This window comes from Streptomyces sp. NBC_01716, from assembly GCF_036248275.1.
Taxonomy (GTDB): Bacteria; Actinomycetota; Actinomycetes; order Streptomycetales; family Streptomycetaceae; genus Streptomyces.
Genome location: NZ_CP109181.1, coordinates 3,090,404 through 3,111,121 on the forward strand (window position 1 = coordinate 3,090,404; position 20,718 = coordinate 3,111,121).

At 69.7% G+C, this 20,718-nt stretch carries 22 protein-coding genes; 12 read left to right on the top strand and 10 right to left on the bottom strand.

Features of this window, described 5'->3' with window-relative positions:
- Nucleotides 1–7 precede the first annotated feature (7 nt).
- Nucleotides 8–1,633 carry an N-acyl-D-amino-acid deacylase family protein gene (locus OIE74_RS13260; RefSeq protein WP_329382381.1) on the top strand — a complete coding sequence of 542 codons (1,626 nt, stop codon included), beginning with the start codon at nucleotides 8–10 and terminating at the stop codon, nucleotides 1,631–1,633.
- Between the two features lie 4 nt (nucleotides 1,634–1,637).
- Here OIE74_RS13260 and OIE74_RS13265 read toward each other — a convergent pair whose 3' ends face one another.
- The gene (locus tag OIE74_RS13265; protein WP_329382383.1) at nucleotides 1,638–1,985 is read right to left on the bottom strand and encodes a DoxX family protein; all 348 of its coding nucleotides are present in this window, start codon (nucleotides 1,983–1,985) and stop codon (nucleotides 1,638–1,640) included.
- A 157-nt stretch (nucleotides 1,986–2,142) separates the two neighbouring features.
- Here OIE74_RS13265 and OIE74_RS13270 point away from each other — a divergent pair, with 157 nt between their 5' ends.
- On the top strand, nucleotides 2,143–3,003 hold the full coding sequence (locus tag OIE74_RS13270; protein ID WP_329382385.1) for a helix-turn-helix domain-containing protein: 861 nt from the start codon (nucleotides 2,143–2,145) through the stop codon (nucleotides 3,001–3,003).
- An 18-nt stretch (nucleotides 3,004–3,021) separates the two neighbouring features.
- Here OIE74_RS13270 and OIE74_RS13275 read toward each other — a convergent pair whose 3' ends face one another.
- On the bottom strand, nucleotides 3,022–4,668 hold the full coding sequence (locus OIE74_RS13275) for a choice-of-anchor I family protein (RefSeq protein WP_329382386.1): 1,647 nt from the start codon (nucleotides 4,666–4,668) through the stop codon (nucleotides 3,022–3,024).
- Between the two features lie 182 nt (nucleotides 4,669–4,850).
- On the opposite strand from OIE74_RS13275, the gene OIE74_RS13280 reads away from it, so the two are divergent.
- The 7 genes from OIE74_RS13280 to OIE74_RS13310 all read left to right on the top strand — a co-directional run bounded on the left by OIE74_RS13280 (nucleotide 4,851) and on the right by OIE74_RS13310 (nucleotide 11,641).
- Entirely contained in the window at nucleotides 4,851–6,062 is a 1,212-nt protein-coding gene (locus OIE74_RS13280; protein ID WP_329382388.1) for a pyridoxal phosphate-dependent aminotransferase, read from the top strand.
- A 113-nt stretch (nucleotides 6,063–6,175) separates the two neighbouring features.
- Entirely contained in the window at nucleotides 6,176–6,571 is a 396-nt protein-coding gene (locus OIE74_RS13285; RefSeq protein WP_329382391.1) for an SCO4983 family protein, read from the top strand.
- A 62-nt stretch (nucleotides 6,572–6,633) separates the two neighbouring features.
- Entirely contained in the window at nucleotides 6,634–7,737 is a 1,104-nt protein-coding gene (locus OIE74_RS13290) for a hypothetical protein (protein ID WP_329382394.1), read from the top strand.
- 14 nt (nucleotides 7,738–7,751) lie between these two features.
- Nucleotides 7,752–8,975 (top strand): toxic anion resistance protein, encoded by a 1,224-nt coding sequence (locus tag OIE74_RS13295; protein ID WP_329382397.1) that lies wholly within the window; start codon nucleotides 7,752–7,754, stop codon nucleotides 8,973–8,975.
- Between the two features lie 8 nt (nucleotides 8,976–8,983).
- Nucleotides 8,984–10,579 carry a substrate-binding and vWA domain-containing protein gene (locus OIE74_RS13300; RefSeq protein WP_329382400.1) on the top strand — a complete coding sequence of 532 codons (1,596 nt, stop codon included), beginning with the start codon at nucleotides 8,984–8,986 and terminating at the stop codon, nucleotides 10,577–10,579.
- Nucleotides 10,566–11,174, top strand: coding sequence for a hypothetical protein (locus OIE74_RS13305; RefSeq protein ID WP_329382402.1), 609 nt, complete (start codon nucleotides 10,566–10,568; stop codon nucleotides 11,172–11,174). The genes OIE74_RS13300 and OIE74_RS13305 overlap by 14 nt, the downstream gene beginning before the upstream one ends.
- An 80-nt stretch (nucleotides 11,175–11,254) precedes the next feature.
- Nucleotides 11,255–11,641, top strand: a complete 387-nt coding sequence (locus OIE74_RS13310; RefSeq protein ID WP_329382405.1) for an Imm32 family immunity protein — start codon at nucleotides 11,255–11,257, stop codon at nucleotides 11,639–11,641.
- Nucleotides 11,642–11,688: 47 nt separating this feature from the next.
- Here OIE74_RS13310 and OIE74_RS13315 read toward each other — a convergent pair whose 3' ends face one another.
- The 6 genes from OIE74_RS13315 to OIE74_RS13340 all read right to left on the bottom strand — a co-directional run bounded on the left by OIE74_RS13315 (nucleotide 11,689) and on the right by OIE74_RS13340 (nucleotide 16,025).
- Nucleotides 11,689–12,798, bottom strand: coding sequence for a hypothetical protein (locus OIE74_RS13315; RefSeq protein ID WP_329382408.1), 1,110 nt, complete (start codon nucleotides 12,796–12,798; stop codon nucleotides 11,689–11,691).
- A 104-nt stretch (nucleotides 12,799–12,902) separates the two neighbouring features.
- Nucleotides 12,903–14,033, bottom strand: coding sequence for an ATP-grasp peptide maturase system methyltransferase (gene tgmC / locus OIE74_RS13320; RefSeq protein WP_329382411.1), 1,131 nt, complete (start codon nucleotides 14,031–14,033; stop codon nucleotides 12,903–12,905).
- Nucleotides 14,026–15,015, bottom strand: a complete 990-nt coding sequence (gene tgmB, locus OIE74_RS13325) for an ATP-grasp ribosomal peptide maturase (RefSeq protein WP_329382414.1) — start codon at nucleotides 15,013–15,015, stop codon at nucleotides 14,026–14,028. Before tgmB ends, tgmC begins: the two co-directional genes overlap by 8 nt.
- A complete protein-coding gene (gene tgmA / locus OIE74_RS13330; RefSeq protein WP_329382417.1) occupies nucleotides 14,996–15,268 on the bottom strand; it encodes a putative ATP-grasp-modified RiPP in 273 nt (90 codons plus the stop codon). The genes tgmB and tgmA overlap by 20 nt, the downstream gene beginning before the upstream one ends.
- Nucleotides 15,265–15,648, bottom strand: a complete 384-nt coding sequence (locus OIE74_RS13335) for a hypothetical protein (protein ID WP_329382420.1) — start codon at nucleotides 15,646–15,648, stop codon at nucleotides 15,265–15,267. Before OIE74_RS13335 ends, tgmA begins: the two co-directional genes overlap by 4 nt.
- Nucleotides 15,645–16,025: an ATP-binding protein gene (locus OIE74_RS13340; RefSeq protein WP_329382422.1), complete on the bottom strand. Its 381-nt coding sequence runs from the start codon at nucleotides 16,023–16,025 to the stop codon at nucleotides 15,645–15,647. The genes OIE74_RS13335 and OIE74_RS13340 overlap by 4 nt, the downstream gene beginning before the upstream one ends.
- A 226-nt stretch (nucleotides 16,026–16,251) precedes the next feature.
- Here OIE74_RS13340 and OIE74_RS13345 point away from each other — a divergent pair, with 226 nt between their 5' ends.
- The 3 genes from OIE74_RS13345 to OIE74_RS13355 all read left to right on the top strand — a co-directional run bounded on the left by OIE74_RS13345 (nucleotide 16,252) and on the right by OIE74_RS13355 (nucleotide 18,871).
- A complete protein-coding gene (locus OIE74_RS13345) occupies nucleotides 16,252–17,532 on the top strand; it encodes a helix-turn-helix transcriptional regulator (protein WP_329382425.1) in 1,281 nt (426 codons plus the stop codon).
- Nucleotides 17,533–17,691: 159 nt separating this feature from the next.
- The gene (locus OIE74_RS13350; RefSeq protein WP_329382428.1) at nucleotides 17,692–17,994 is read left to right on the top strand and encodes a hypothetical protein; all 303 of its coding nucleotides are present in this window, start codon (nucleotides 17,692–17,694) and stop codon (nucleotides 17,992–17,994) included.
- Nucleotides 17,995–18,061: 67 nt separating this feature from the next.
- Complete coding sequence (locus OIE74_RS13355) at nucleotides 18,062–18,871, top strand: class I SAM-dependent methyltransferase (RefSeq protein ID WP_329382430.1); 810 nt, start codon at nucleotides 18,062–18,064, stop codon at nucleotides 18,869–18,871.
- 17 nt (nucleotides 18,872–18,888) lie between these two features.
- Here OIE74_RS13355 and OIE74_RS13360 read toward each other — a convergent pair whose 3' ends face one another.
- Together OIE74_RS13360 and OIE74_RS13365 are read right to left on the bottom strand one after the other, a co-directional pair.
- Nucleotides 18,889–19,968: a sensor histidine kinase gene (locus OIE74_RS13360; protein WP_329382433.1), complete on the bottom strand. Its 1,080-nt coding sequence runs from the start codon at nucleotides 19,966–19,968 to the stop codon at nucleotides 18,889–18,891.
- Entirely contained in the window at nucleotides 19,961–20,629 is a 669-nt protein-coding gene (locus OIE74_RS13365) for a response regulator transcription factor (protein ID WP_329382436.1), read from the bottom strand. Before OIE74_RS13365 ends, OIE74_RS13360 begins: the two co-directional genes overlap by 8 nt.
- Between the last annotated feature and the right edge of the window lie 89 nt (nucleotides 20,630–20,718).

Below are 20,718 nucleotides of genomic sequence, written 5' to 3' on the forward strand. Positions count from 1 at the left end.
ACGCGCCATGGACCTCGTCATACGGGACGTGACTGTCGTCGACGGCACGGGCCAGGACTCCTACCGGGCGGACGTCGGGGTCACCGACGGCCGGATCGCCGAGATCCGGCCCGCCGCGCCGGGCGCCGCGCCCCGGCTCTCCGGAGCCAGGACCCTGGACGCCGGCGGTCTCGCCCTCGCCCCCGGCTTCATCGACATGCACGCCCACAGCGACCTCGCGCTGCTGCGCGACCCCGACCACTCGGCGAAGGCCGCGCAGGGCGTGACCCTGGAGGTGATCGGCCAGGACGGGCTCTCGTACGCCCCCGTGGACGACGCCACGCTCACCGAGGTCCGCAGGGCCATCACCGGCTGGAACGGCGGCGCGCCCGGGGACACCTCGGTCGACTTCGACTGGCGGACGGTCGGCGAGTATCTGGACCGGCTCGACCACGGCTTCGACGGCCGGGGCATCGCGGTCAACGCGGCCTATCTCGTGCCGCAGGGCACGGTGCGGATGTACGCGGTGGGCCAGGACGACCGCCCGGCGACCGCCGCCGAGCTGGACCGGATGCGGCAACTGGTCGCGGAGTCCCTGGAGCAGGGCGCCGTCGGCATGTCGTCGGGGCTGACGTACACCCCCGGCATGTACGCGGACGACGCCGAACTCACCGAGCTGTGCCGGGTGGTGGCCCGCTACGACGGCTACTACTGCCCGCACCACCGCAGTTACGGCGCGGGCGCCCTGCGCGCGTACGAGGAGATGGTCGACCTCACGCGGACCGCCGGCTGCGCGCTCCATCTCGCCCACGCCACCATGAACTTCGGCGTGAACAAGGGCAAGGCACCTGATCTGATCGCCCTGTTGGACAAGGCGCTGGACGACGGCGCCGACATCTCGCTCGACACCTATCCCTACACCCCGGGCTGTACGACGCTCGTGGCGATGCTGCCCAGCTGGGCGAGCGCGGGCGGCCAGGACGCGATCCTGGAGCGGCTGCGGGACTCGTCGACGGCGGAGCGGATCCGCCATCACATGGAGGAGATCGGCGCCGACGGCTGCCACGGGGTGCCCATCGAGTGGGACACCATCGAGATCTCCGGCGTCGCCGACCCGGCCCTCACGGCTCATGTCGGCCGGACGATCGCCGAGACCGCACGGCTGCGCGGCGAGAGCGGCTGGCTGACCGCCCGCAGGCTGCTGATCGACGACCGGCTCGGCTCGACGATCCTCCAGCACGTCGGGCACGAGGAGAACGTGCGGGAGATCATGCGCCACCGGGTGCACACGGGCGGCAGCGACGGCATCCTCCAGGGCGCGAAGCCGCACCCGCGCGCGTACGGCACGTTCCCGATGTATCTCGGCCGGTACGTACGGGAGTTGGGCGTGCTGTCGCTGGAGGAGTGCGTGGCGCATCTGACCTCTCGCCCGGCGGCGCGCCTGCGCCTGAAGGACCGGGGCCTGGTCCGCGAGGGCTACCGCGCGGACCTGGTGCTCTTCGACCCGGAGACGGTGGCGGCGGGCTCGACCTTCGCCGCGCCGCGCACCCTCCCGGTGGGCGTCCCGCACGTACTGATCGACGGCCGCTTCGTGATCGAGGACGGGCGGCGTACGGACGTACTGGCGGGGCGGTCGGTACGGCGTACGCGCTAGTTGTTTACGCGGTGGTGAGCCGCGTGACCAGCGCGGCGACGGCCAGGACGACGAAGACGACCGGCGGCGCGATCGCGTAGTCCTTCGCCTTGACGTGGTAGTAGACCGCGCCGAGGAAGTACAGGACGACGCCGATCGCCGCCGCCGCTCCGATGAACGGGATCCAGAGACCGGCGATCAGGCCCACGGCGCCCGCCGCCTTCAGCGAGGCGAGCCGCGGCAGCCAGGAGTCCGGTATGCCGAGCTTCGTCATGTTGGTGGCGATCGTGGCGTTGCGGGTCGCCATGGCGAATGCCGAGCCGCTGAGCGCGACGGCGAGCAGGATGCCGACGACGGCATGGGCGATGAACACGGGGGGCCTCTCGGAAGACGTACGGGACTTTGCGGACACGGCCCGGGGTCCGGTGTCCGGACCCACCCTGTGCGCCTCGGCGGCCGGGAGGAAGGCCGGGGCGAGGCTGGTATTGAGAGGGCTACGCTCCCGTGCGCGCGGGCGTACATTTGCCCGGGTGAGCGACAGTGAGCTTGGCCGGTTCCTCCGGTCGCGGCGCGAGAGCGTGACCCCCGCCGACGTGGGGCTGCCCGCCGGCAGCCGCCGCCGTACGCCCGGCCTGCGCCGGTCCGAGCTGGCGATGCTCGCCGGGATCAGCGTCGAGTACCTGGCCCGGCTTGAGCAGGGCCGGGACCGCCACCCCTCCCCGGAGATCCTGGCGGCGCTGGCCGACGCGCTGCGCCTGTCCACCGAGGCGCGCGGCGAGCTGATGCACGTCATGAAGCTGACGATGGGCAGCCGCAAGCTCTGCCTCGGCACGGTCCGTCCGCCGGACCGGGAGGTACGGCCCACGCTGCGCGCCCTGCTCGACCAACTGGAGCCCGCGCCGGCCGTGCTGCTGAACCGGCTGGGCGAGGTGGTCGCCCGCACCGGCGGTTACGAGCGGCTCTTCGGCCCGCTGGGCCTGCTGGAACCGCCCGCGCCGAGCCTGCCGCGGTTCATGTTCACCGATCCCCGGGCCCGCGACGCGTACCCGGAGTGGGAGCGCGTCGCCGACGATCTGATCGCCCGGATCAGGATCGACTCCCTGCCGGACGACCCGGATCTGATCGCGCTCGTCGATGAGCTGACCCTGCTGGCGGGCGCCGGGTTCACCGAACGCTGGAAGCAGCCCCTGCGTACGCCCGAGCACACCGGGGTGCGTCGGCTGACGCACCCCGGTGCGGGTGAGCTGCGGCTGGCGGACGAGACCCTGGAGCTGCCCGAGGGGGACGGTTTCCGCCTCGTCGTCCATCTGCCGGCGGACGAGCCCACGGCCGCGGCGCTGGACGCGCTCGCGGGCCGCAGGCCGGGCGCGCTGCGCGCCGTCGCCGGGTGACCCGCCGCCTTCGCCGCCTCAGCGGACCCGGTAGATCGCCGTCGTACCGCTGACCTCGTTGCCGACGACCAGCAGCGCGTCACCCGTCGGGCTGTCCTTGGCCGGGACGAAGAGCACGCCCTCCGGTCCCAGGTCCCCCGCCGTGCCGGCCTCCGGGTCGCCCGCGAAATCACGGGAGTTGACGTATCCGGCGGCCTTCGGGCGGCGCGGGTCGCTCAGGTCGTACGCCGCGATGCCGCCCGGCCGCTCCAGGCCGACGAAGGCGTACGTCGTACCGCGCACCGATCCCGTGGTGATGCCCTCCGGCTCGGGACCCTTGCTGTCGCTGCGGCTGTCGGGGTCGTTCTCGGCGTTGTCGGTGTTGAAGTCCGCCGGGAACGCCTTCGCCGTCAGCTGCTCCAGGTCGTCGCCGGAGTCCCAGACGAGCCGGCCGCGCTCGTCGCGTACGGAGATCGAACGGCCGCCGAGCGAGTTCAGCTCGGTGACCCGGCCCTGGCTGTCCGTGGGCGAGGTGTTGGTGATGTTGAGGCGGCCGAGCGCGTCGTCCTGCTGGAGCGCGGCGGCGTCCGGGAAGGCCTTCGGGTTCAGCTCGACGTCCTTGACCCGCACCTCCTCGGCGAAGCAGTCCCAGTCGCGGGCGTCGCCCTCGTTGGCGCTGACGGTGTACTCGTCGCCGCGCGCGCTGAAGGCGTGGATCCCGTCGGGCTTGTAGAGGCCCTTGACCGGCCAGGTGCGGATGTTGACGCCGTCCTTGTCGGAGGCGTCCAGGCCGTTGCCGGGCTCGGAGTGGTCCTTCTCGCCGAGCGGGACGATCTTCTCGACCTCGGCACGGCGCAGATCGACGAGCGCGAGCGCGTTGTTCTCCTGGAGGGTGACCCAGGCGGTGCGGCCGTCCTTCGACACGGCCACGTACTCGGGCTCGATGTCCTGGCTGACGGAGGCGTTCGGGCCGTAGATCAGGACGCCGTCGCCGGTCAGCTCCTTCTTCTTGCGGTCCCACTTCTCGAAACCGGCCGTGTGCACGGTGGCGCGGCGCAGCTCGCCGTCGCGACCGCGGCCCCGGTCCAGGTCGATGACGCCGACCGAACCGACAGGGTCGATCCCGGCGGGCTCGGTGCCGCCCGGCGCGCAGTACGAGTCGGGCTCGCCCTCGTTCGCGACGACGACGCGGTCACCCTTCGGGGTGAACGTCACCATGTCGGGCAGGGCGCCGACCCGTACCTCTTTCAGCTTGCGGCCGTCGGAGGCGCGGAAGAACGAGACCGTGCCCCGGTCGGTCTTGGCCTCGGCCTGCCGGGCGACGGCCACCAGACCGTCGTGGACGCTCACGCTGTTGGCGCCCGGGGTGACGAGCTCGCCGGTCTTGCGGGGCTTGGCGGGGTTCCGGATGTCGAGAATGTCGACGGTGCCGGCCTCCGCGTTGATCGTGAAGACCTTGCGGGTCCGGGAGTCGTACGCGGTGATCTCCGCGCCGCCCTCGTCGAACTTGCCGCTCTCGTAGCGGCCGAGCAGGGTCAGGTCGAGCGTGCCGCCCTGATGGCCGGGCTTCCCGTGGCCGTGGCCGCCCCCGTGCGAGCCGGTGGCCTGCGCCGACGGCAGCAGAGCGGTGGTGGCGGCCATGACCGTGACGGTGGCCAGGGCAAGGAGTGTGCTGCGCTTCTTCATGAGTGCTCAGCGTTGTGCGGACCTCCGCTGGCCGGGTGAACCGACCGGGCCTCTCCGGTGAACACTGCCTCAACAAAATGCGGGGCCCGGCGGGCGATCCCGGGCCCGCCCGTCTCACAGTGCGGACGGACGTGGTCAAAAACACCAGGCGCCCCCGGTAACCCGGTCGTAAGCTCGCCGTCATGCAGGTCATCCAGTCAACCAAGCTCGCCAATGTCTGTTACGAGATCCGGGGTCCCGTCCTCGACGAGGCGATGCGGCTGGAGGCAGCAGGCCACCGCATCCTCAAGCTCAACACCGGGAACCCGGCGGCCTTCGGCTTCGAGTGCCCGCCCGAGATCCTGGAGGACGTCCTCCGCAATCTCGGCGACGCTCACGGGTACGGCGACGCCAAGGGGCTGCTCTCCGCGCGCCGCGCCGTCATGCAGCACTACCAGACCAAGAACATCGAGCTCGACGTCGAGGACATCTACCTCGGCAACGGCGTGTCCGAGCTGATCCAGATGTCGATGCAGGCACTGCTCGACGACGGGGACGAGGTTCTCGTACCGGCGCCGGACTATCCGCTGTGGACGGCGTCCGTCTCCCTGGCCGGCGGCACGGCCGTGCACTACCGCTGCGACGAGCAGGCGGAGTGGATGCCGGACCTGGCCGACGTCGAGCGCAAGATCACCGACCGCACCAAGGCGATCGTGATCATCAACCCGAACAACCCCACCGGCGCGGTCTACAGCGACGAGATGCTGCTCGCGCTCACCGAGATCGCTCGCAGGCACGGCCTGATCGTCTGCTCGGACGAGATCTACGACCGGATCCTGTACGACGGCGCGACCCACACCCCGACGGCCAGCCTCGCGCCCGACCTGCTGACCCTCACCTTCAACGGCCTGTCGAAGAACTACCGCGTCGCGGGCTTCCGCTCCGGCTGGCTGGCGGTCTGCGGACCGAAGACGCACGCGACCTCGTACATCGAGGGCCTGACGATCCTGGCCAACATGCGCCTGTGCGCGAACATGCCGTCGCAGCACGCGGTGGCGACGGCACTGGGCGGGCGGCAGTCGATCAACGAACTCGTCCTGCCGGGCGGACGCATCCTGGAGCAGCGGGACACGGCGTACGAGCTGCTGACGCAGATCCCGGGCGTCACCTGCGTCAAGCCGAAGGGCGCGCTGTATCTCTTCCCCCGGCTCGACCCGAAGGTCTTCAAGATCAAGGACGACCGGCAGATGGTCCTCGATCTGCTGCAGCGCGAGAAGATCATGGTCGTGCACGGGACCGGCTTCAACTGGCCGGAGCCCGATCACTTCCGGATCGTGACACTTCCGGCGGCGCCGGAGCTGGCGGACGCGGTGACGCGGATCGGGAACTTCCTGGACGGTTACTCGCAGCCGTAGCGCCGCGATGGCGCCGGGCCCGACCCGACCCAGGGGTCGAGGCTCGACTCGACTCAACTTTAGACTTATTCCAATGTAGGATGGCTTCCTGACGACACCAGGAGGCCATCCCCATGTATGAGCCGATCCGCACCAAGTCGGTCCACTCGATGGCCGACACCGATTTTCCGCACCGCAGCCGCGAGGAGGAGCTGGACATCCAGCTCGCCGGGCATCTCGCGGCGCTGCTGACCGTCACCGACGACCTCGGGCTCGACGACGCGGCAGGGCTGATCGCCCAGCAGGTGACCAGGCTGCGGGGCGCCGCGCCGATCCGCGCGCCCCGCTCTCGTGAAGCCGACACCGAAGCCGAGGCGGCCGAGCTGCACCGGCGGGCGCTCGCCCTGGCCGGCCGGGCGCTCGTGGTCGCCGCCTCGCGCGCCGACACGGCCGCGGCGATCCTCGCGGCCGAACAGATGGACGCGCACACGGCCGCGCTGCACGAGCCGCGGCTCGTGGACGCCCGCTGACGTTCAACGTTCCTTAACGGGACGGGTACTTCACCTTCCGTCCACCTGACGCGGCGCGGAATGTGGGTTTCCGGGAGCACTCTGCGCATGTGAAACGCATCGTGGGAATCGTCCTGGCGGTGCTGCTGATCGGCGGGGTGGCAGCAACCGTCGTCGCAGGCCGAGAGAGTCAGGACCCGGGCCCGGCAACGAAGACCGTGCGCGGAGTGATCGGTTCGGAGAAGGCGGAGTTCTTCGCCGACCCCGAGGTCGTGAAAGCCCTGGCTGCCCGGGGATTCACCGTGAAGTCGGAGACATCCGGCTCCTGGGCGATGGAGGACCTGCCGCTCGACGGCTTCGACTTCGCCTTCCCCTCGTCCAAGGCCCCGGCCGACGAGCTGCGGAAGAAGTCGAAGATCACGAGCGCGCCCATCCGGCCCTTCTACTCGCCGCTGGTCGTCGTGGCCCACCGGTCGGCCGCCAAGGTCCTCGCGGACAACGGCCTGGCCACCCTCAACGGCAAGGCGGGCGGGACGCTGCGGATGGGCCCGTATCTGGCCGCCGCCCGCGCCGACAAGACGTGGCAGCAGCTCAAGGGGTCAGCCGCGCATGCCGAGTTGACCGGCACCGTCTTCATCACCAGCACCGACCCGGTCCAGTCCAACTCGGGCGCGCTGTATCTCGCGGCGGCGTCGTACGTCGCCGACGGCGGCCGGGTCGCCACCGACGACGCGGCGGTGAACCGTACGGCTCCGCTCCTCAAGAAACTCACCGCCGTCCAGGGCGCGCAGCAGACGAGTTCGGACGCGCCGTTCCGCGACTTCATCAGCGGCGTCGGCAATCCGCTGGTGCTGGTGTACGAGTCGCAGGTGGCCTCGTTGCTGCTCCAGAAGCAGGACGTGGGCGATCTGGTGGTGCTCTACCCGGACACCACGGTCTCCAGCGACCACACCGTCGTACCGCTCAACGAGGACGGGCGGGAGCTGGGCGACGTCCTGGCCACCGACAAGCGGCTGCGCGAGCTCGCGGTCAAGCACGGCTTCCGGCCGCAGGGCGCCGCCGCCGAGTTCACCGGCGCGACGGCCGCCCACACCACCTACCTCAACCAGACGCTGACCGGGGTCCGACAGGCGCCCGTGCCGACCTCCCAGGTCCTGCACAGGATGGCCGAGCGGGCCCGTTCATGACGGGGGACGAGCAGATGAGCAGCGACACATCCCACCCGGGCGGAGGCGCCGACGCCGCTCCCGCCCTGATCCTGACCCCGCCGGAGCCGGTGCCGCCGGTCCCCTCGGAGCAGGCGGCCGGACTGGTGCCGGTCGACAACTCCGTACGGGAGGAAATGGCCCGGCGGGCCGCCGAGTACGTGGGGTCCCTGTCCGGACTCGACGCGCGCTCACCCGAGTTCGGCGCGCGGATCCATGAGATCGACGCCCTGGGGGCGAGCGACATCCGGGGCGCCGCCCAGCAGTCCAACCGCATGCTGGACCGCACCGTGCGCTCGCTCGCCAGTGACGGGGAGAACGCGCAGGGCCGCGTCTCCTCCTCGCTGGTCGAACTGCGGCGCACCGTCGAGGACCTGGACCCGCGGGACACCGGGCCGGCGCGCGGCGCGCGCAAGCTGCTCTCCAAGCTCCCGGGCGGCAACAAGCTCCGCGACCATGTCGCCAAGTACGCCTCGTCGCAGCACACTCTGAACCGGATCGTGGGCTCGCTCCGCGGCGGCCAGGACGAACTGCGCCGTGACAACGCCGCGTTGCACACCGAGCGGCTGCGCCTGTGGGAGACCATGGGCAAGCTCCAGGAGTACGTGGTCCTCACCGAGGCCCTCGACCGGGCGATCGAGCAGCGGATCGCCGAGACGCGGGGGACCGGTCCCGAGGCGGCCGACGCGCTGCGCGCCGACGTTCTGTTCCCGGTGCGGCAGAAGCACCAGGACCTGCTCACGCAGATCGCGGTGTGCGCCCAGGGGTATCTGGCGATGGACGTCGTCCGCAAGAACAACGAGGAACTGATCAAGGGTGTGGACCGGGCCGCGACCACGACCGTGTCCGCGCTGCGCATCGCGATCATGCTCGCCTCCGCGCTGGAGAACCAGCGCAAGGTGACCGAGCAGGTCAACGTGTTGCGTTCGACGACGGAGGACCTGATCCGCGGGAACGCCGAGATGCTCGCCACACAGAGCGGCGAGATCCAGCGGATCGCCGCCGACCCGGCGGTGGGGGCCGAGACTCTGCGCGCGGCGTTCCAGCAGATCTACCGGACGCTGGAGACGATCGACACGTACAAGATCCAGGCGACGGAGTCGATGGCCGCCACCGTGGAGTCCCTGACGGCCGAGCTCCGGACGGCGAGCGCGTACGTGGAGCGCGCGCGGTCGAGTTCGGCGGACGGCCCGGGTGTGCTCGACGGCGGTCGCAGATGAGGCGCCGTATGCGCGGGGCCGGATGGGCCGCGGTGGCCACCGTGCTGATCGCCTGCACGGCCTGTACGAGCGGGGGCGACGGACGCGACGGGGACTCCTCCCCCGGACCGGACGGGAAGGGGCCCGCGCGCACGCTGCGCGTCCTGGCCTCCAGCGAACTGTCCGACATGAAGCCGGTGTTGGACGCGGCCCGTGAGGCGACGGGGATCACGGTGACTCCGACGTACGTAGGGACGCTCGACGGCGCCGAGATCGTCTCCTCGGGGAAGGCGGACGGGGCGTACGACGCGGTCTGGCTGTCGTCCAACGACTATCTGCGACTGGACCCGGCGGTCGGCTCGAAGATCTCCTCGGAGACGCCTGTGATGACCTCGCCGGTCGCGCTCGGCGTCAAGGGGGCGACGGTGTCGCGGCTCGGCTGGAACCCGGAGACGGTCACCTGGTCGCAGGTGCACCGGGCGGTGGCCGACGGGAAACTGACGTACGGGATGACCGACCCGGTCCGCTCCAACTCGGGCTTCTCCGCGCTGGTTTCGGTCACCTCCGGCCTCTCGGGCGCCCAGGCGGCGCTCACCGACGGGCAGATCCGCGAGGCGACGCCCAGGCTCAGGGAGTTCTTCGCCGGCCAGGAGCTGACCTCCGGCTCGTCGGGCTGGCTCGCCTCGGCGTACAAGCGGCGCGGCACGGTCGACGCGATGGTGAACTACGAGTCCGTGCTGCTGTCCCTGAACCGCGACGAGGGCGGCGACGCCGACTCGCTTCTGACGGTGATCCGTCCCAAGGACGGGGTGGTGACGGCCGACTACCCGTTCACCCTGCTCACCTCCGCCGACGACGAAGCACGCGAGGCGGGCCGTGATCTGACGGAGTATCTGCGGACCCCGGAGGCCCAACAGGCCATCACCACGCGGACATTGCGCCGCCCGGTGGTCACGTCGGTGAAACCGACCGAGGGCATCGGCCGGGAAGGCCGCCGTGAACTGCCCTTCCCCGGCTCGCGTTCGGTGGCCGACGGCCTCCTCGACGCGTACGAGAACAAACTCCGCCGCCCCTCGCGCACGGTGTACGTCCTGGACACCTCCGGCTCGATGAAGGGCTCCCGACTGGCCCGGCTGAAGTCGGCGCTGGGCGAGCTGACGGGCGACTTCCGCGAGCGGGAGGAGGTCACGCTGATGCCGTTCGGCTCGGCCGTGAAGCAGATCCGTACGCGTACGGTCGACCCCGCCGACCCCTCGGCGGCGGTCGCCGCGCTGGACGCGGACATCGCGGGACTCTCGGCGCAGGGCGACACGGCGATCTACAGCAGCCTCCAGGAGGCGTACGGGTTGATCGGCGATCCCGGGAAGTCCGGTGTCTCCTCGTTCACCTCGATCGTCCTGATGACGGACGGTGAGAACACGGCGGGAGACGAGGCGGCAGGCTTCGATGCCTTCTACCGGGGACTGCCCGCCGGCCAGCGCCGGACGCCGGTCTTCCCGATCCTCTTCGGCGACTCCGACCGGCGGGAACTGACGGACATCGCGACACTGACGGGCGGCCGGCTCTTCGACGCGAACAAGGGCTCACTGGACGGCGCCTTCGAGGAGATCCGTGGCTACCAGTAAAATCCACCGCTACGTCGAGTCCCGGAAGAACCTGACCGGCTGCGTCTTCGGCCTGGCCGGCCTCGGCCTGACCCTCACCGGCCTCGCGGGCACCTACTGGCCGGTGGTGGTCGCGGGACTGTACGGCGCGGGCGCGCTCATCGCACCCCCGGAACGCCCGGACACACCTGACTTCGCCCAGCCCGCCGAGCAACTGGAGGAGCTGCGAAGGGACTTCGCCACGCTCACTGACTATCTGACCGAGGTGTCCCTGCCGCCATCCGCCGCCGCGCGGCTGACCGACCTGAACGAGCTGATCACCTCACTGCTGGACCCCGGCTGGGTCGCCGACGCCCTGATCACCGACCCGGAGGCGGTGCACAGCCTGTCCCGCGCGATCCGCCAGGACATCCCGGAATCGGTGGACGCCTACGTCCGCACCCGCTGGTGGAGCCGCCTCCAGCCCAACGCGAACCCCCCGGACCACCACTTGGAACGCCAGCTGACCCTCCTCCACGACGAGGCCCACGCCCTGGCGGCGGCGATCCACGAGGCGGAGTCGCGCCGCCAGGAGTCCCACACCCACTACTTGGAGGAACGCCACCAGGGCCCGTGAGAGTGGACAAGCGGGGGTGGGAGCAGGGCCGAAGATCTCCAGCGCCATCATGGAGCTTTCACCTCGAAGGAGTGCCGCCCGTGCGACTGGTCGCAGATCCCCTGTCCGGCGAAGTGGATATCACCGCTTCAGCGAAGGAACTGTCCAGCCTGGCAGGCGCGGTGGCAGAGGGCACCGGGTTCATCGGCTCCACCTCACCGCCGGACAGCGATGCCTTGGCGGGGATCGATGTCAGGAGGGCTTCCGGCCCCGGGGTTCAAATCGAGCTCGACGCCTCGCGGCAGGTCCTGGTGATCAGCGGCGATCTCGAAGCCAGGGCAATCCTCGCAGCCAACCTCCAGGGCATGGCCACCGCGGAGGAGGGCGGTCACCTCCACATCGACTACTTCCCCGAGCATCCCTACCTCGTTGAAGGGTCTGTGCCGATCGTGGTCAACAGCCCCCACGGAGGGATGCCCACCCGGTGAGTGGCGGGAAGGCCGACATGACGTGTCGGAACGTCGGATTTACCCGTCTAGCGGACACAACTCTCGATACCGAAGGCTTTGGACGCGCGGTCGCACAACCGCCAGGGGGCGACGATGAAAACCCACCTCTGCGTGGTGTGCGCGGAAGGGGACTCGGTGCGGATCCGCAGGGCCTTGCCCTTCTTGTCCTTCAGCTGGACCCACCGAGTGTTCTGGTAGGAGTCGGTGTAGCGGACCTTGACGCCCCACTCGCACGTCTGCCCCGGTGGTGCGATCGCCTGCACCCTGAGACCGGCCGAGGGCTGGCCGCCTCCGACCTCGATGTAGCGGGTGCGGAAGTAGGGCTCGCCCTGCCCCTCGGCGTCATCGGACACCACCGGTTCGTCGGCGAAGGGCGGAATGTGCAGCTGGAGCCCCTCGTAGGTGGCTCCGCCCTGTGGGGGAATCTCGACGATGGTCTGCGCGGTGCTCTTCCGGCATGTGACGCCGGTGACTTTCCAGCCGTTGATGACCACCGCGGAGGAGCGGGTGCTCATGATGTTCATCTGGAACACGTCGGCGAATCCCCCGCTTCTGCTCGACCGCATCTGCTGCTTGTATCGCTCGGGGGCGTACTCCATCGTGGCCTTGTACACGAACGGGCGGGCACCCAGTTCCTTCAGGTAGGAAAAGGCGCCCGAGGGGTCCTTGCGGGCCACCAGCTTCTTCCTCTCGCCGGGGGTCAGTTTCCGGTCGAGGACCATCGCCCATTCATAGGGCTCGTCTTCTTCGGGCTGCACGGACACTGTGAACGGCGCCTTGTCGGCGTCGTACTCCGCGTTGGATTCGTTCTCCTCGGCCACACTGGGTTCGATCATGACGTAATCGATCAGCGTGTCCCGGAAGACAGCCACGAAGGCGATCGCCGCCATCACCAGCAAGGTCACCACTCTTCTGCGCCGGGAAGAGCCGGGCGCCAGGCCGAGTGTCTCGGCGACGATCGACCCGAGTCTCTCGCGAGGTTCGTCGCCCTGCCGCGGGGGCTGCGCGGCCGCGACGGCCGGACTCCCCCCGGAGCCCTCGCTCTGCCCACCCGTCCCGCCCGTCCCCACGAGGGCACCGTCGGCACCACTCGGCTGCGGCTCTGGTCTCGCGCCCGATGCCCCCGTCGTCGCCATGCCCGTCCCCCTACCCGGTGAGTACGCCCAGTCCGACAAAACCGTGCCGTACAAGTACGCGCCCGCAGCCGCTGCTGGACGTGGTCATCCGACCGCGCTGCTGATCACCAACCGATCGACTGCCTGTCCGGCTCCACGTGGAGCGTCAATCGCCCTCCGGCCGGTTGGCCGGCATGTCGCCAACGGGTGACCAACTCCGCCACCGCGTCCCACAGTCGTACCGAACCCGGCCCGCCCTGCCGGACCACCCACCGCCCGTCCTTCTCGGACAGCACCGCCCATGTACCAGCTTCGACGTCGATGAGCACACGCTTGTCCCGGCCGTCGCGCGACAGCGTGAACCACTGCGCGCGCGGGGCCGCGAACTGTGCGACGAAGCGCGCTGTCCAGTCGTCCAGCGCATCACCACCGACATCGGTGACCTCCGCCTCCGCCGTATCGAAATCGGGCAACAACCCGAGTGGGGGAGGCTGTTGGGGCCGCGCGAGCATGAAGGAGACGTGCCCGCCAAGTACGGGGCCGCTCGCTGTGCCGTCCTCGGCCACGGTCAGCCGCACCAGTTCGGAGGCATTCATCCAGCCGCCGACGGTCGCCAGGATTTCCCCGCTGGGCCGGGTCTGCGCGATCCACTCGTACGGCACGGTGTGAACCCCACAGGTGGCGACGACCCTGTCGTACGGCGCACGGGCGCGATACCCGTCCAGCCCGTCGCCCACCACAAGGTGGGGCCGGTACCCGAGTCCCGCGAGCGCCGTCCCGGCCCGAGCCGAGACATCGGCGTCCACCTCGACGGATGTCACGCTGTCATCGCCGAGCGCGTGCGCGAGGAGGGCCGTGGAGTAGCCCGTGCCGGTACCGATCTCAAGCACCCGCATGCGGTCGGCCACCCGCAGTTCCTCCAGCATGCGGACGACGAGCCCGGGCATCGTGGACGAGGAGGAGGGCCGATGCGAGATACGCCCCTCGACCTGACGCGGGACGACGGACTCGGCGACCTGCGTAACGAGGGTGTCGTCCTCGTACACCCGCCCGAGCCGCTCCGGACTCCCGCCGAGAAAAACGGGCCGGTACCAGCCGCCGTCGTCGTACTCGAACCACCCGTCGGACAGGAACCGCTCGCGGGGCACGGCGGTCAGCGCGTCCCGCCACCGGGGGCTGAGCAGCGCCCCGCTCTCCGCGAGACGCCGCACCAGATCAGCACGCAGTTCTCGCGACGAGGCTCCGCTGTCAGCCACTTGTACGCTCTCCGATCTCCAGAAGGTCCGCGATCGCCGATGCGAGGGGGAGGCCGGACGCCTCTTCGAGCCAGGCCCATTGCCCGTTGGGATTGCATTCGAGGAACCACCATTCGTCGTCGGACGACACGGCGAAATCGAAGGCTCCGAAGTTGAGCCCGAATCCGGCGAGGAAACGAAGAAGCGGGAGCCGGATGGCGTCGGGGCAGTCGACCGCCTCGTACCTCAGATTCCGGTACTCGGCACGCCAGTCCACCACGCCTCGCGGAGCCGTGATCCGGCAACAGAACACTTCCTGGCCCACGACGACGGCACGCACGTCGGACGTCTTCGGAACCTGGACTTGGAAGAGATGCGCGCACCTGTTCACGGCGGTGTCGATGTCATTGCCCTCGACAAGGGCCGCCCAGATGCCGGCGGGCTCACCGTCGACGTGGTACGCACCGGCGTGCAACGGCTTGTAGACGGTGCGATGTTCCAGCGCGAAAGCGCGGGCCTCCGCGGGGTCGTTCGTAATCAGAGTGATCGGGACGTTGAATCCTTCCCGGATTGCTGCCCCCAGTTGAGCAGGCTTGTACTCGGCTCGGGCAATGGCCTGTGGATGGCTCAGATAGAGACATGGGGAGAGGGCGGCGAGCACTCCCCCGAGCCCACGCCGGTTCTCCCGCGCGATGAAGTCCGCTGTCTCGTCGTGGCCATTGGGCGCATAGGCGCTGGGGCGTCGATGGTAGAGAGCGCGGACATCTGCGAGGTCTGCCGTTCGTTCCCCAACGGTGAGACGTCCGCCCCAACCGGCCGCTCCCGTACGAGAAGCGAGGACGGCGGATTCCGGGAAGTCCCGACCGGGGTCGAACCGGAGCACGGGGAGCCGGCGCCGGTTCAGTTCCGCGACGACCATGTCAGCTGTCGCGTCCTCGTACTCGGTCGCGACCAGCACCGGGCGTCCCTTCACGCCGTCGCCCCTAATCCTGCGTCGCGTCATGGCCGCTGTCGGAGTCCATCTTGCCGTCTTTCCCGACTTGAGTCGGCGGGTACGTGTTCACGGAAGTGCCGTGCTTTCCCAGTTCGGCGGGCATCCCCACGCCGTCGTCGCCCACCCAACGACCGGTCTGGGTGCGGGGATCGAGACCCGCGTACCGCCAACGGGAGGGCTCGCCGTTTCGCAGCGGAACCAGGCGTCGCATTCCCCACGGCGTGACCGGGTCCGCTGCGGGGGAGCTGGTGAAGTTCGTCATTCTTCCTCCTCGTTCAGTTCGATCGATCCTTGTGCCTTGCGCCTGAGCCCGGCCTCCACCTCCCGCAGGACCGCGGGGCTCAGGGTGGTGTATCCGTCGCGTGGCACCCACTCGGGCACCAGACGCCAGAAGGCACCTGCCTCGGCGAGGGCTTCGACTTCGGCGGCAGTTCCGTCGTGTGGAACTCCCCCACGTGTACGCCGCGTCAAAGTCGCCGGAGCGATGAAGCGGAGCTGTGCGGGGTCTTCGGCGGTCCACTCTCCAGGGCCCTGTACGGGCCTCAGGACGTAGGCGCCCCTCCGTACATCGGTGATGACCGCCAGCCGGCCCGACACGTCGTCGCGTACGTGGTCGCCCACCCAGGGCTTCGCCTCGGTCACCGGTCGACCTCGCTGTCGATCTCGCTTCTGAGGTCACCCCAGACCCGTTTCCCCAAGGGGAGGCAGTCCGTGCCCCACCGCCAGGTCAGAGCCTCGATGATCGCGAGCCCTCGCCCGGCCTCGTCATGGCCGTCGGCCGACACGCGAAGTATCGGGACGGCCTTCGAGCTGTCCGCCACAGCGACGCGCACGAATGTCTCGCTCGGCCGGGAGACGGTCACACGGATCGAGTAAGTACGCGTGTGCGTGACGGAGTTGGACACCAGCTCCGTCACGACCAGAGCCCCGGTATCAGCGAGGTGTTCCAGGCCCCACGCCTCAAGCGCGGTACGGACGAGCGATCGGGCCAGGACAGCACTCCGTGCCGTGCACGGCATGGTCCGGGTGTAGCCGGGGTGTCGGGTGGGCGTGGGGCGAGCAGTGGTGGTCACAGTCATCAGGGCCTCGGGTCGGAGAGCGTGCGAGTACGGGCGGCCGTGTTTCAGTCAACGACCCTCGATCGCGAGGCGTGAGGAAAAGCCAGCACAGCGTGAACCGCTCGGAACCGGAAACTTTCGGGGCCGTCGGTTCTCCGGGAGTGAGTCGCATGGCTACGTTGATGGTGTGGAGGACAACCAGAGCCTCAAGCACCGCATGGCGGAGGCGGGGTTCACCCAGGCCGAGTTGGCCGAAGTGGTGAACGCGGATCTGCGGGCGGCAGGATATGAGGGCTCCGTCAGTGACCGCACGGTCCGCAACTGGCTGACCGGAAAAACCCGGTGGCCACATCGTCGGCAGCGGGCTGCGTTGGAGGCAGTATTCCAGTGCCCTGCCGTAGAGCTGGGTTTCGTCCCCCGGCGTACGGCGGCACACCCGATGTCACCGGAGGGCACCGTGATTCGACGCCAATTCATGAGCGCATCCCTCGCCACGGCCGTGGGCGCCGTCGGCACCAACGAGCCGGTACGGTTCCACGCCGCTCGAGCCAGGGTTGGGAGTGGTGACGTCCAGCGCCTGCTGAACAAGTTCGCCGCCCTGGTCTCGAACGACGTGCGGTACGGCGGCAAGCTCGCCGTCGAGACCCAGGCGTCCGCTCTCGCCGGGCAGGCCTTGGCCCTCCAGGCCCACGGCAGTGCCAGTCAGCGAGTGCGTGATGCCCTGTATGGCTGCGCCGCGTCGTTCACATCCAGCGCGATGTGGGCCGCCATCGACTGCCGTCGCTTCGACACCGCGCAGCGCCATTTCGACCGGGCGTCGAGCTTGGCCGCCATGTCCGGGGATCCGGCCATCCAGTTCCGTATCTGGTCCCACGCCGGGAGTCTCTACCGTCACATCGGACGACCGTCGGACGCCCTGGCGGCGAACGACGTAGCCCGCAACCTTCCTGTCGCACGCCGCGATCCGATGTTCGCGTCACTCGGACATGCCCGTCACGCCGCCATCTACGGCCTCGTCGGCGACTCACGAGCCGCGCGCCAAGCCCTGGGCCACGCCCGCGACGCGTACGAGCGGGCCGATCGCGACGTCCCTCGCCCCCTGTGGATGACCGCGGTGTGCGACCAAGCAGAACTCGAAGAACTCGCCCTTTCGACCCACCTCAGCCTCCGCCATTACGCGGACGCCGAGGCGCACGCCCACAAAAGCCTGGCCTTCCTCCGTCCGTACATGCGGCGCGATCGCGCGATCGTCACTGCCCGCCTCGCCCACGCGCAGCTCGGCCAGGGCGATGCGGAGGCCGCTGTGGCAACGGCACTGTCTGTTCCCGCCGACCTGACCACCCGGCATCCGCGCGTCAGCGACGTGCTGCTGGATTTCGGCAGAGCGCTACGAGCCACCGCTCCGACCAGTCCGTCCACTCGTACCTGGAACGAGCGCACTGATAGCTCCTGGCGCTCCGCAAGGTGACGACGGACCTCGTCTCTCATCGCATCCCAGTGCGGCAAGTGACCGACCAGGCACGGTTCCGAACCCGGCTGGGAAGCCCTCATCGGATTCGACGGGACGACTCCCGTGGGCTACGCCTACGTGAACACGCTTGCGGTGAACGACCGTTGGTGGCAGCCGATGACCACACCACTCCCCGAGAAACGCGCAAGCACCCCCACGGTCGCGCTGAAAGAGATCATGCTCCGCGTGCCGTGGCGCGGCACCGGCGCCTCCGTGCGTATCCACGACGAACTCCTCGCCGACCGGGAGGAAGAACAGGTCTCCCTCCTGGTGAACCCACTGGCGGGGAACGGGAAAGTCAAAGCTCTTTACGAGTCTTGGGGATACGTTCAGGTCAGCGAACAGCAACCGTCCCCGGACGGTCCGGTCCTCGCCGCGATGGTGCGGGCGGTACGGCCACCCGCGGAGAGCGGGACGTGAATCGGTTCTCCGGGTCCAGGACGTCAGCCACACACGAGGCGGAATCCCGCACAGGATACTGAGGTACATGCCGAACCCAGAGCTGGCCGCGGAGATCGAGCACTTCTACTCGCAGGTCATCGACGAGGGTGCCCGGCTGAGCGTGTCAGCGGACGGACGGCTCGAACTGCTACGAACGCGGGAACTCCTGCGGCGCTTCCTCCCCCCGGCGCCCGCCCGCGTGCTGGATGTAGGAGGTGGCACGGGCGTCCATGCCCGGTGGTTGGTCGATGACGGGTATCACGTCGACCTGATCGATCCGGTCGCCCGGCATGTCGAGCAAGCGGCCCAAGTCTGCCCCTCGTCGCTGGGGGACGCCCGCGCGCTGGAGGCCATGGATGCCAGCTACGACGTGGTGCAGATGCTGGGGCCCCTCTACCACCTTCCCGTCCGGGCAGACCGGCGGAAGGCACTCTCCGAAGCGCGGCGTGTGGTGCGGCCCGGCGGGCTCGTGGCTGCCGGGGCGATCAACAGGTATTCCTCGCTCTTCGAGCACACCGCCTACGCGCACCTGCATACCGAGCGGATGCAGAGGTCGATCTCCGCGATCCTCCGCACGGCTGTTCACGACGGCAGGCGCGGCTTCACCCTCGCCTACTTCCACCGCGCCGAGGAACTCGCCGAGGAATTGCGCGATGTCGGCCTCGTGGACGTGGCGGTGTTCGGGATCGAGGGACCGGCGTGGTCCATCCTCAAGGCTGTGGAGCAGCACGCGGGTCCAGACCCAAGTGAAGCTCTCTTCGAGTCCGTTCTGACGGCGGCGCGGATGGCCGAGCCCTACCCCGAACTCCTCGCGGCCAGCTCCCACTTGCTGGCCGTTGGGAGGGCGCCCGCGTAACCCGCGTCGCGTAGCGACTACCGCGTGCCGGGGAGGCGGACCGTCGCCGTCAGGCCGCCCGTCGGGCGGGGGGTGAGGGTGAGCGTGGCCGTGTGGGCGCGGGCGATGCTGTGGACTATCGCCAGGCCGAGGCCCACTCCCGCGTGCTCGTCCGTGCGGGCGCGTTCCGTGGCGCGTTGGAAGGGTTCCGTGAGGGTCGGGACCAGTTCCGGGGGGAGACGCGGGCCCGTGTTCTCGACCCGTACCACGCTCGCGCCGGGGTGATCCTCGGTGTGGACCGTCACCGTGCCTCCCGCGGGGAGGTTGTGGACGATGGCGTTCTGGACGAGGTTCGTCATCATCCGCAGCAGGAGCTCCGCGGAGCCGCTGGTCCGGGTCGGCGTGCCGGTGACGTCGAGGGTGATTCCGCGCCGTTCGGCGAGGGGGAGCAGCGTTTCGGCGGCCTCCTCGGCGACGAGGGAGAGGTCGACGCTCTCGCGGGTGAAGTTCCCGCGGTCGCTGCGGCTGAGCAGCAGCAGGGCCTCGGTGAGGCCGATCGCGCGGGTATTGACCACCCGCAGCCGTTCGAGGAGTTCGGCCCGGTCGCGCGTGGGGTCCCTGCGGGCGACATCGAGCAGTGTCTGTGAGATGGCCAGCGGAGTGCGCAGTTCGTGGGAGGCGTTCGCGGCGAACCGCCGCTGTTCGGCGACGTGCGACTCAAGTTGTTCGAGCATGGTGTCGAACGCGTCGGCGGATTCCCGGAATTCGTCCTGGCGGCCTTCCATGCGGATCCGGTGGGACAGCGATCCGGTCCCGGCCAGTCGTGCCGCCGCCGTGATCCGGGTGAGCGGTGCGAGCATCCGGCCGGCGATGAGCCATCCCCCGACGAGGCCGAACACGAGCAGGAAGGCCATCGCCACGGCCGCGGCGGGGGCGAAGGTGCGCACGAGGAGGTAGCGGTTGGGCGAGATCCCGAGGAGGCCCTGGGCGTTGTCGGGGACGTAGCGCAGCAGGAACATCCACACGACGGCCAGCAGGAGAGCGCCGGCGACGGCGAGGAACCCGGCATAGCTGAGGGTGAGTTTCAGTCGGACGCTGAGTCCTGGGCGTCTACGCACGCGTGCTTCCGATGCGGTAGCCGACACCCGGCACCGTGGTGATGATCCATGGTTCGCCGAGCCGTTTGCGCAAGGCGGAGACGGTGATGCGGACGGCGTTGGTGAAGGGGTCGGCGTTCTCGTCCCAGGCCCGTTCCAGCAGGTCTTCGGTGCTGACGACACCGCCTTCGGCGGCGACGAGGACTTCCAGTACGGCGAACTGCTTACGGGTGAGCGCGACGTAACGTCCGTCACGGAAGACCTCCCGGCGGAAGGGGTCGAGGCGCAGCCCCGCGATCTCGCGGACCGGGGGCCGGGCGTACGCGCGCCTGCGGTCGAGGGCGCGCAGCCGCATGACGAGCTCCCGCAACTCGAAGGGCTTGGTGAGGTAGTCGTCGGCGCCGAGCTCGAACCCGGACGCCTTGTCGTCGATCCGGTCGGCGGCGGTGAGCATGAGGATCGGGATGCCGCTGCCGGAGGCGACGATGTGCCGGGCGACCTCGTCGCCGGAGGGGCCGGGGATGTCACGGTCGAGGACCGCGAGGTCGTAGGAGTTGGCGCTGAGCAGTTCCAGGGCGGTGTCGCCGTCGCCCGCGATGTCGGCGGCTATCGCCTCCAGCCGGAGCCCGTCCCGGACGGCCTCCGCCAGGTAGGGCTCGTCCTCCACGATCAGTACGCGCATGTCTGAAGCCTAGGGTCTGTCGTTTGGATCAGGCCGGATCAGGGAGCGCCCGCCGCGGCAGCGGCTGATGTCCCGTTGGTGCGTGCGAT

Excerpts from the sequence above, each read along its gene's own strand:
- OIE74_RS13260 (WP_329382381.1), top strand. The coding sequence starts at position 8 with ATGGACCTCGTCATACGGGACGTGACTGTCGTCGACGGCACGGGCCAG.
- OIE74_RS13275 (WP_329382386.1), bottom strand. The coding sequence starts at position 4,668 with ATGAAGAAGCGCAGCACACTCCTTGCCCTGGCCACCGTCACGGTCATG.
- OIE74_RS13280 (WP_329382388.1), top strand. The coding sequence starts at position 4,851 with ATGCAGGTCATCCAGTCAACCAAGCTCGCCAATGTCTGTTACGAGATC.
- OIE74_RS13285 (WP_329382391.1), top strand. The coding sequence starts at position 6,176 with ATGTATGAGCCGATCCGCACCAAGTCGGTCCACTCGATGGCCGACACC.
- OIE74_RS13295 (WP_329382397.1), top strand. The coding sequence starts at position 7,752 with ATGAGCAGCGACACATCCCACCCGGGCGGAGGCGCCGACGCCGCTCCC.
- OIE74_RS13300 (WP_329382400.1), top strand. The coding sequence starts at position 8,984 with ATGCGCGGGGCCGGATGGGCCGCGGTGGCCACCGTGCTGATCGCCTGC.
- OIE74_RS13315 (WP_329382408.1), bottom strand. The coding sequence starts at position 12,798 with ATGGCGACGACGGGGGCATCGGGCGCGAGACCAGAGCCGCAGCCGAGT.
- tgmB (WP_329382414.1), bottom strand. The coding sequence starts at position 15,015 with ATGACGCGACGCAGGATTAGGGGCGACGGCGTGAAGGGACGCCCGGTG.
- tgmA (WP_329382417.1), bottom strand. The coding sequence starts at position 15,268 with ATGACGAACTTCACCAGCTCCCCCGCAGCGGACCCGGTCACGCCGTGG.
- OIE74_RS13340 (WP_329382422.1), bottom strand. The coding sequence starts at position 16,025 with ATGCCGTGCACGGCACGGAGTGCTGTCCTGGCCCGATCGCTCGTCCGT.
- OIE74_RS13350 (WP_329382428.1), top strand. The coding sequence starts at position 17,692 with ATGACCACACCACTCCCCGAGAAACGCGCAAGCACCCCCACGGTCGCG.
- OIE74_RS13355 (WP_329382430.1), top strand. The coding sequence starts at position 18,062 with ATGCCGAACCCAGAGCTGGCCGCGGAGATCGAGCACTTCTACTCGCAG.
- OIE74_RS13365 (WP_329382436.1), bottom strand. The coding sequence starts at position 20,629 with ATGCGCGTACTGATCGTGGAGGACGAGCCCTACCTGGCGGAGGCCGTC.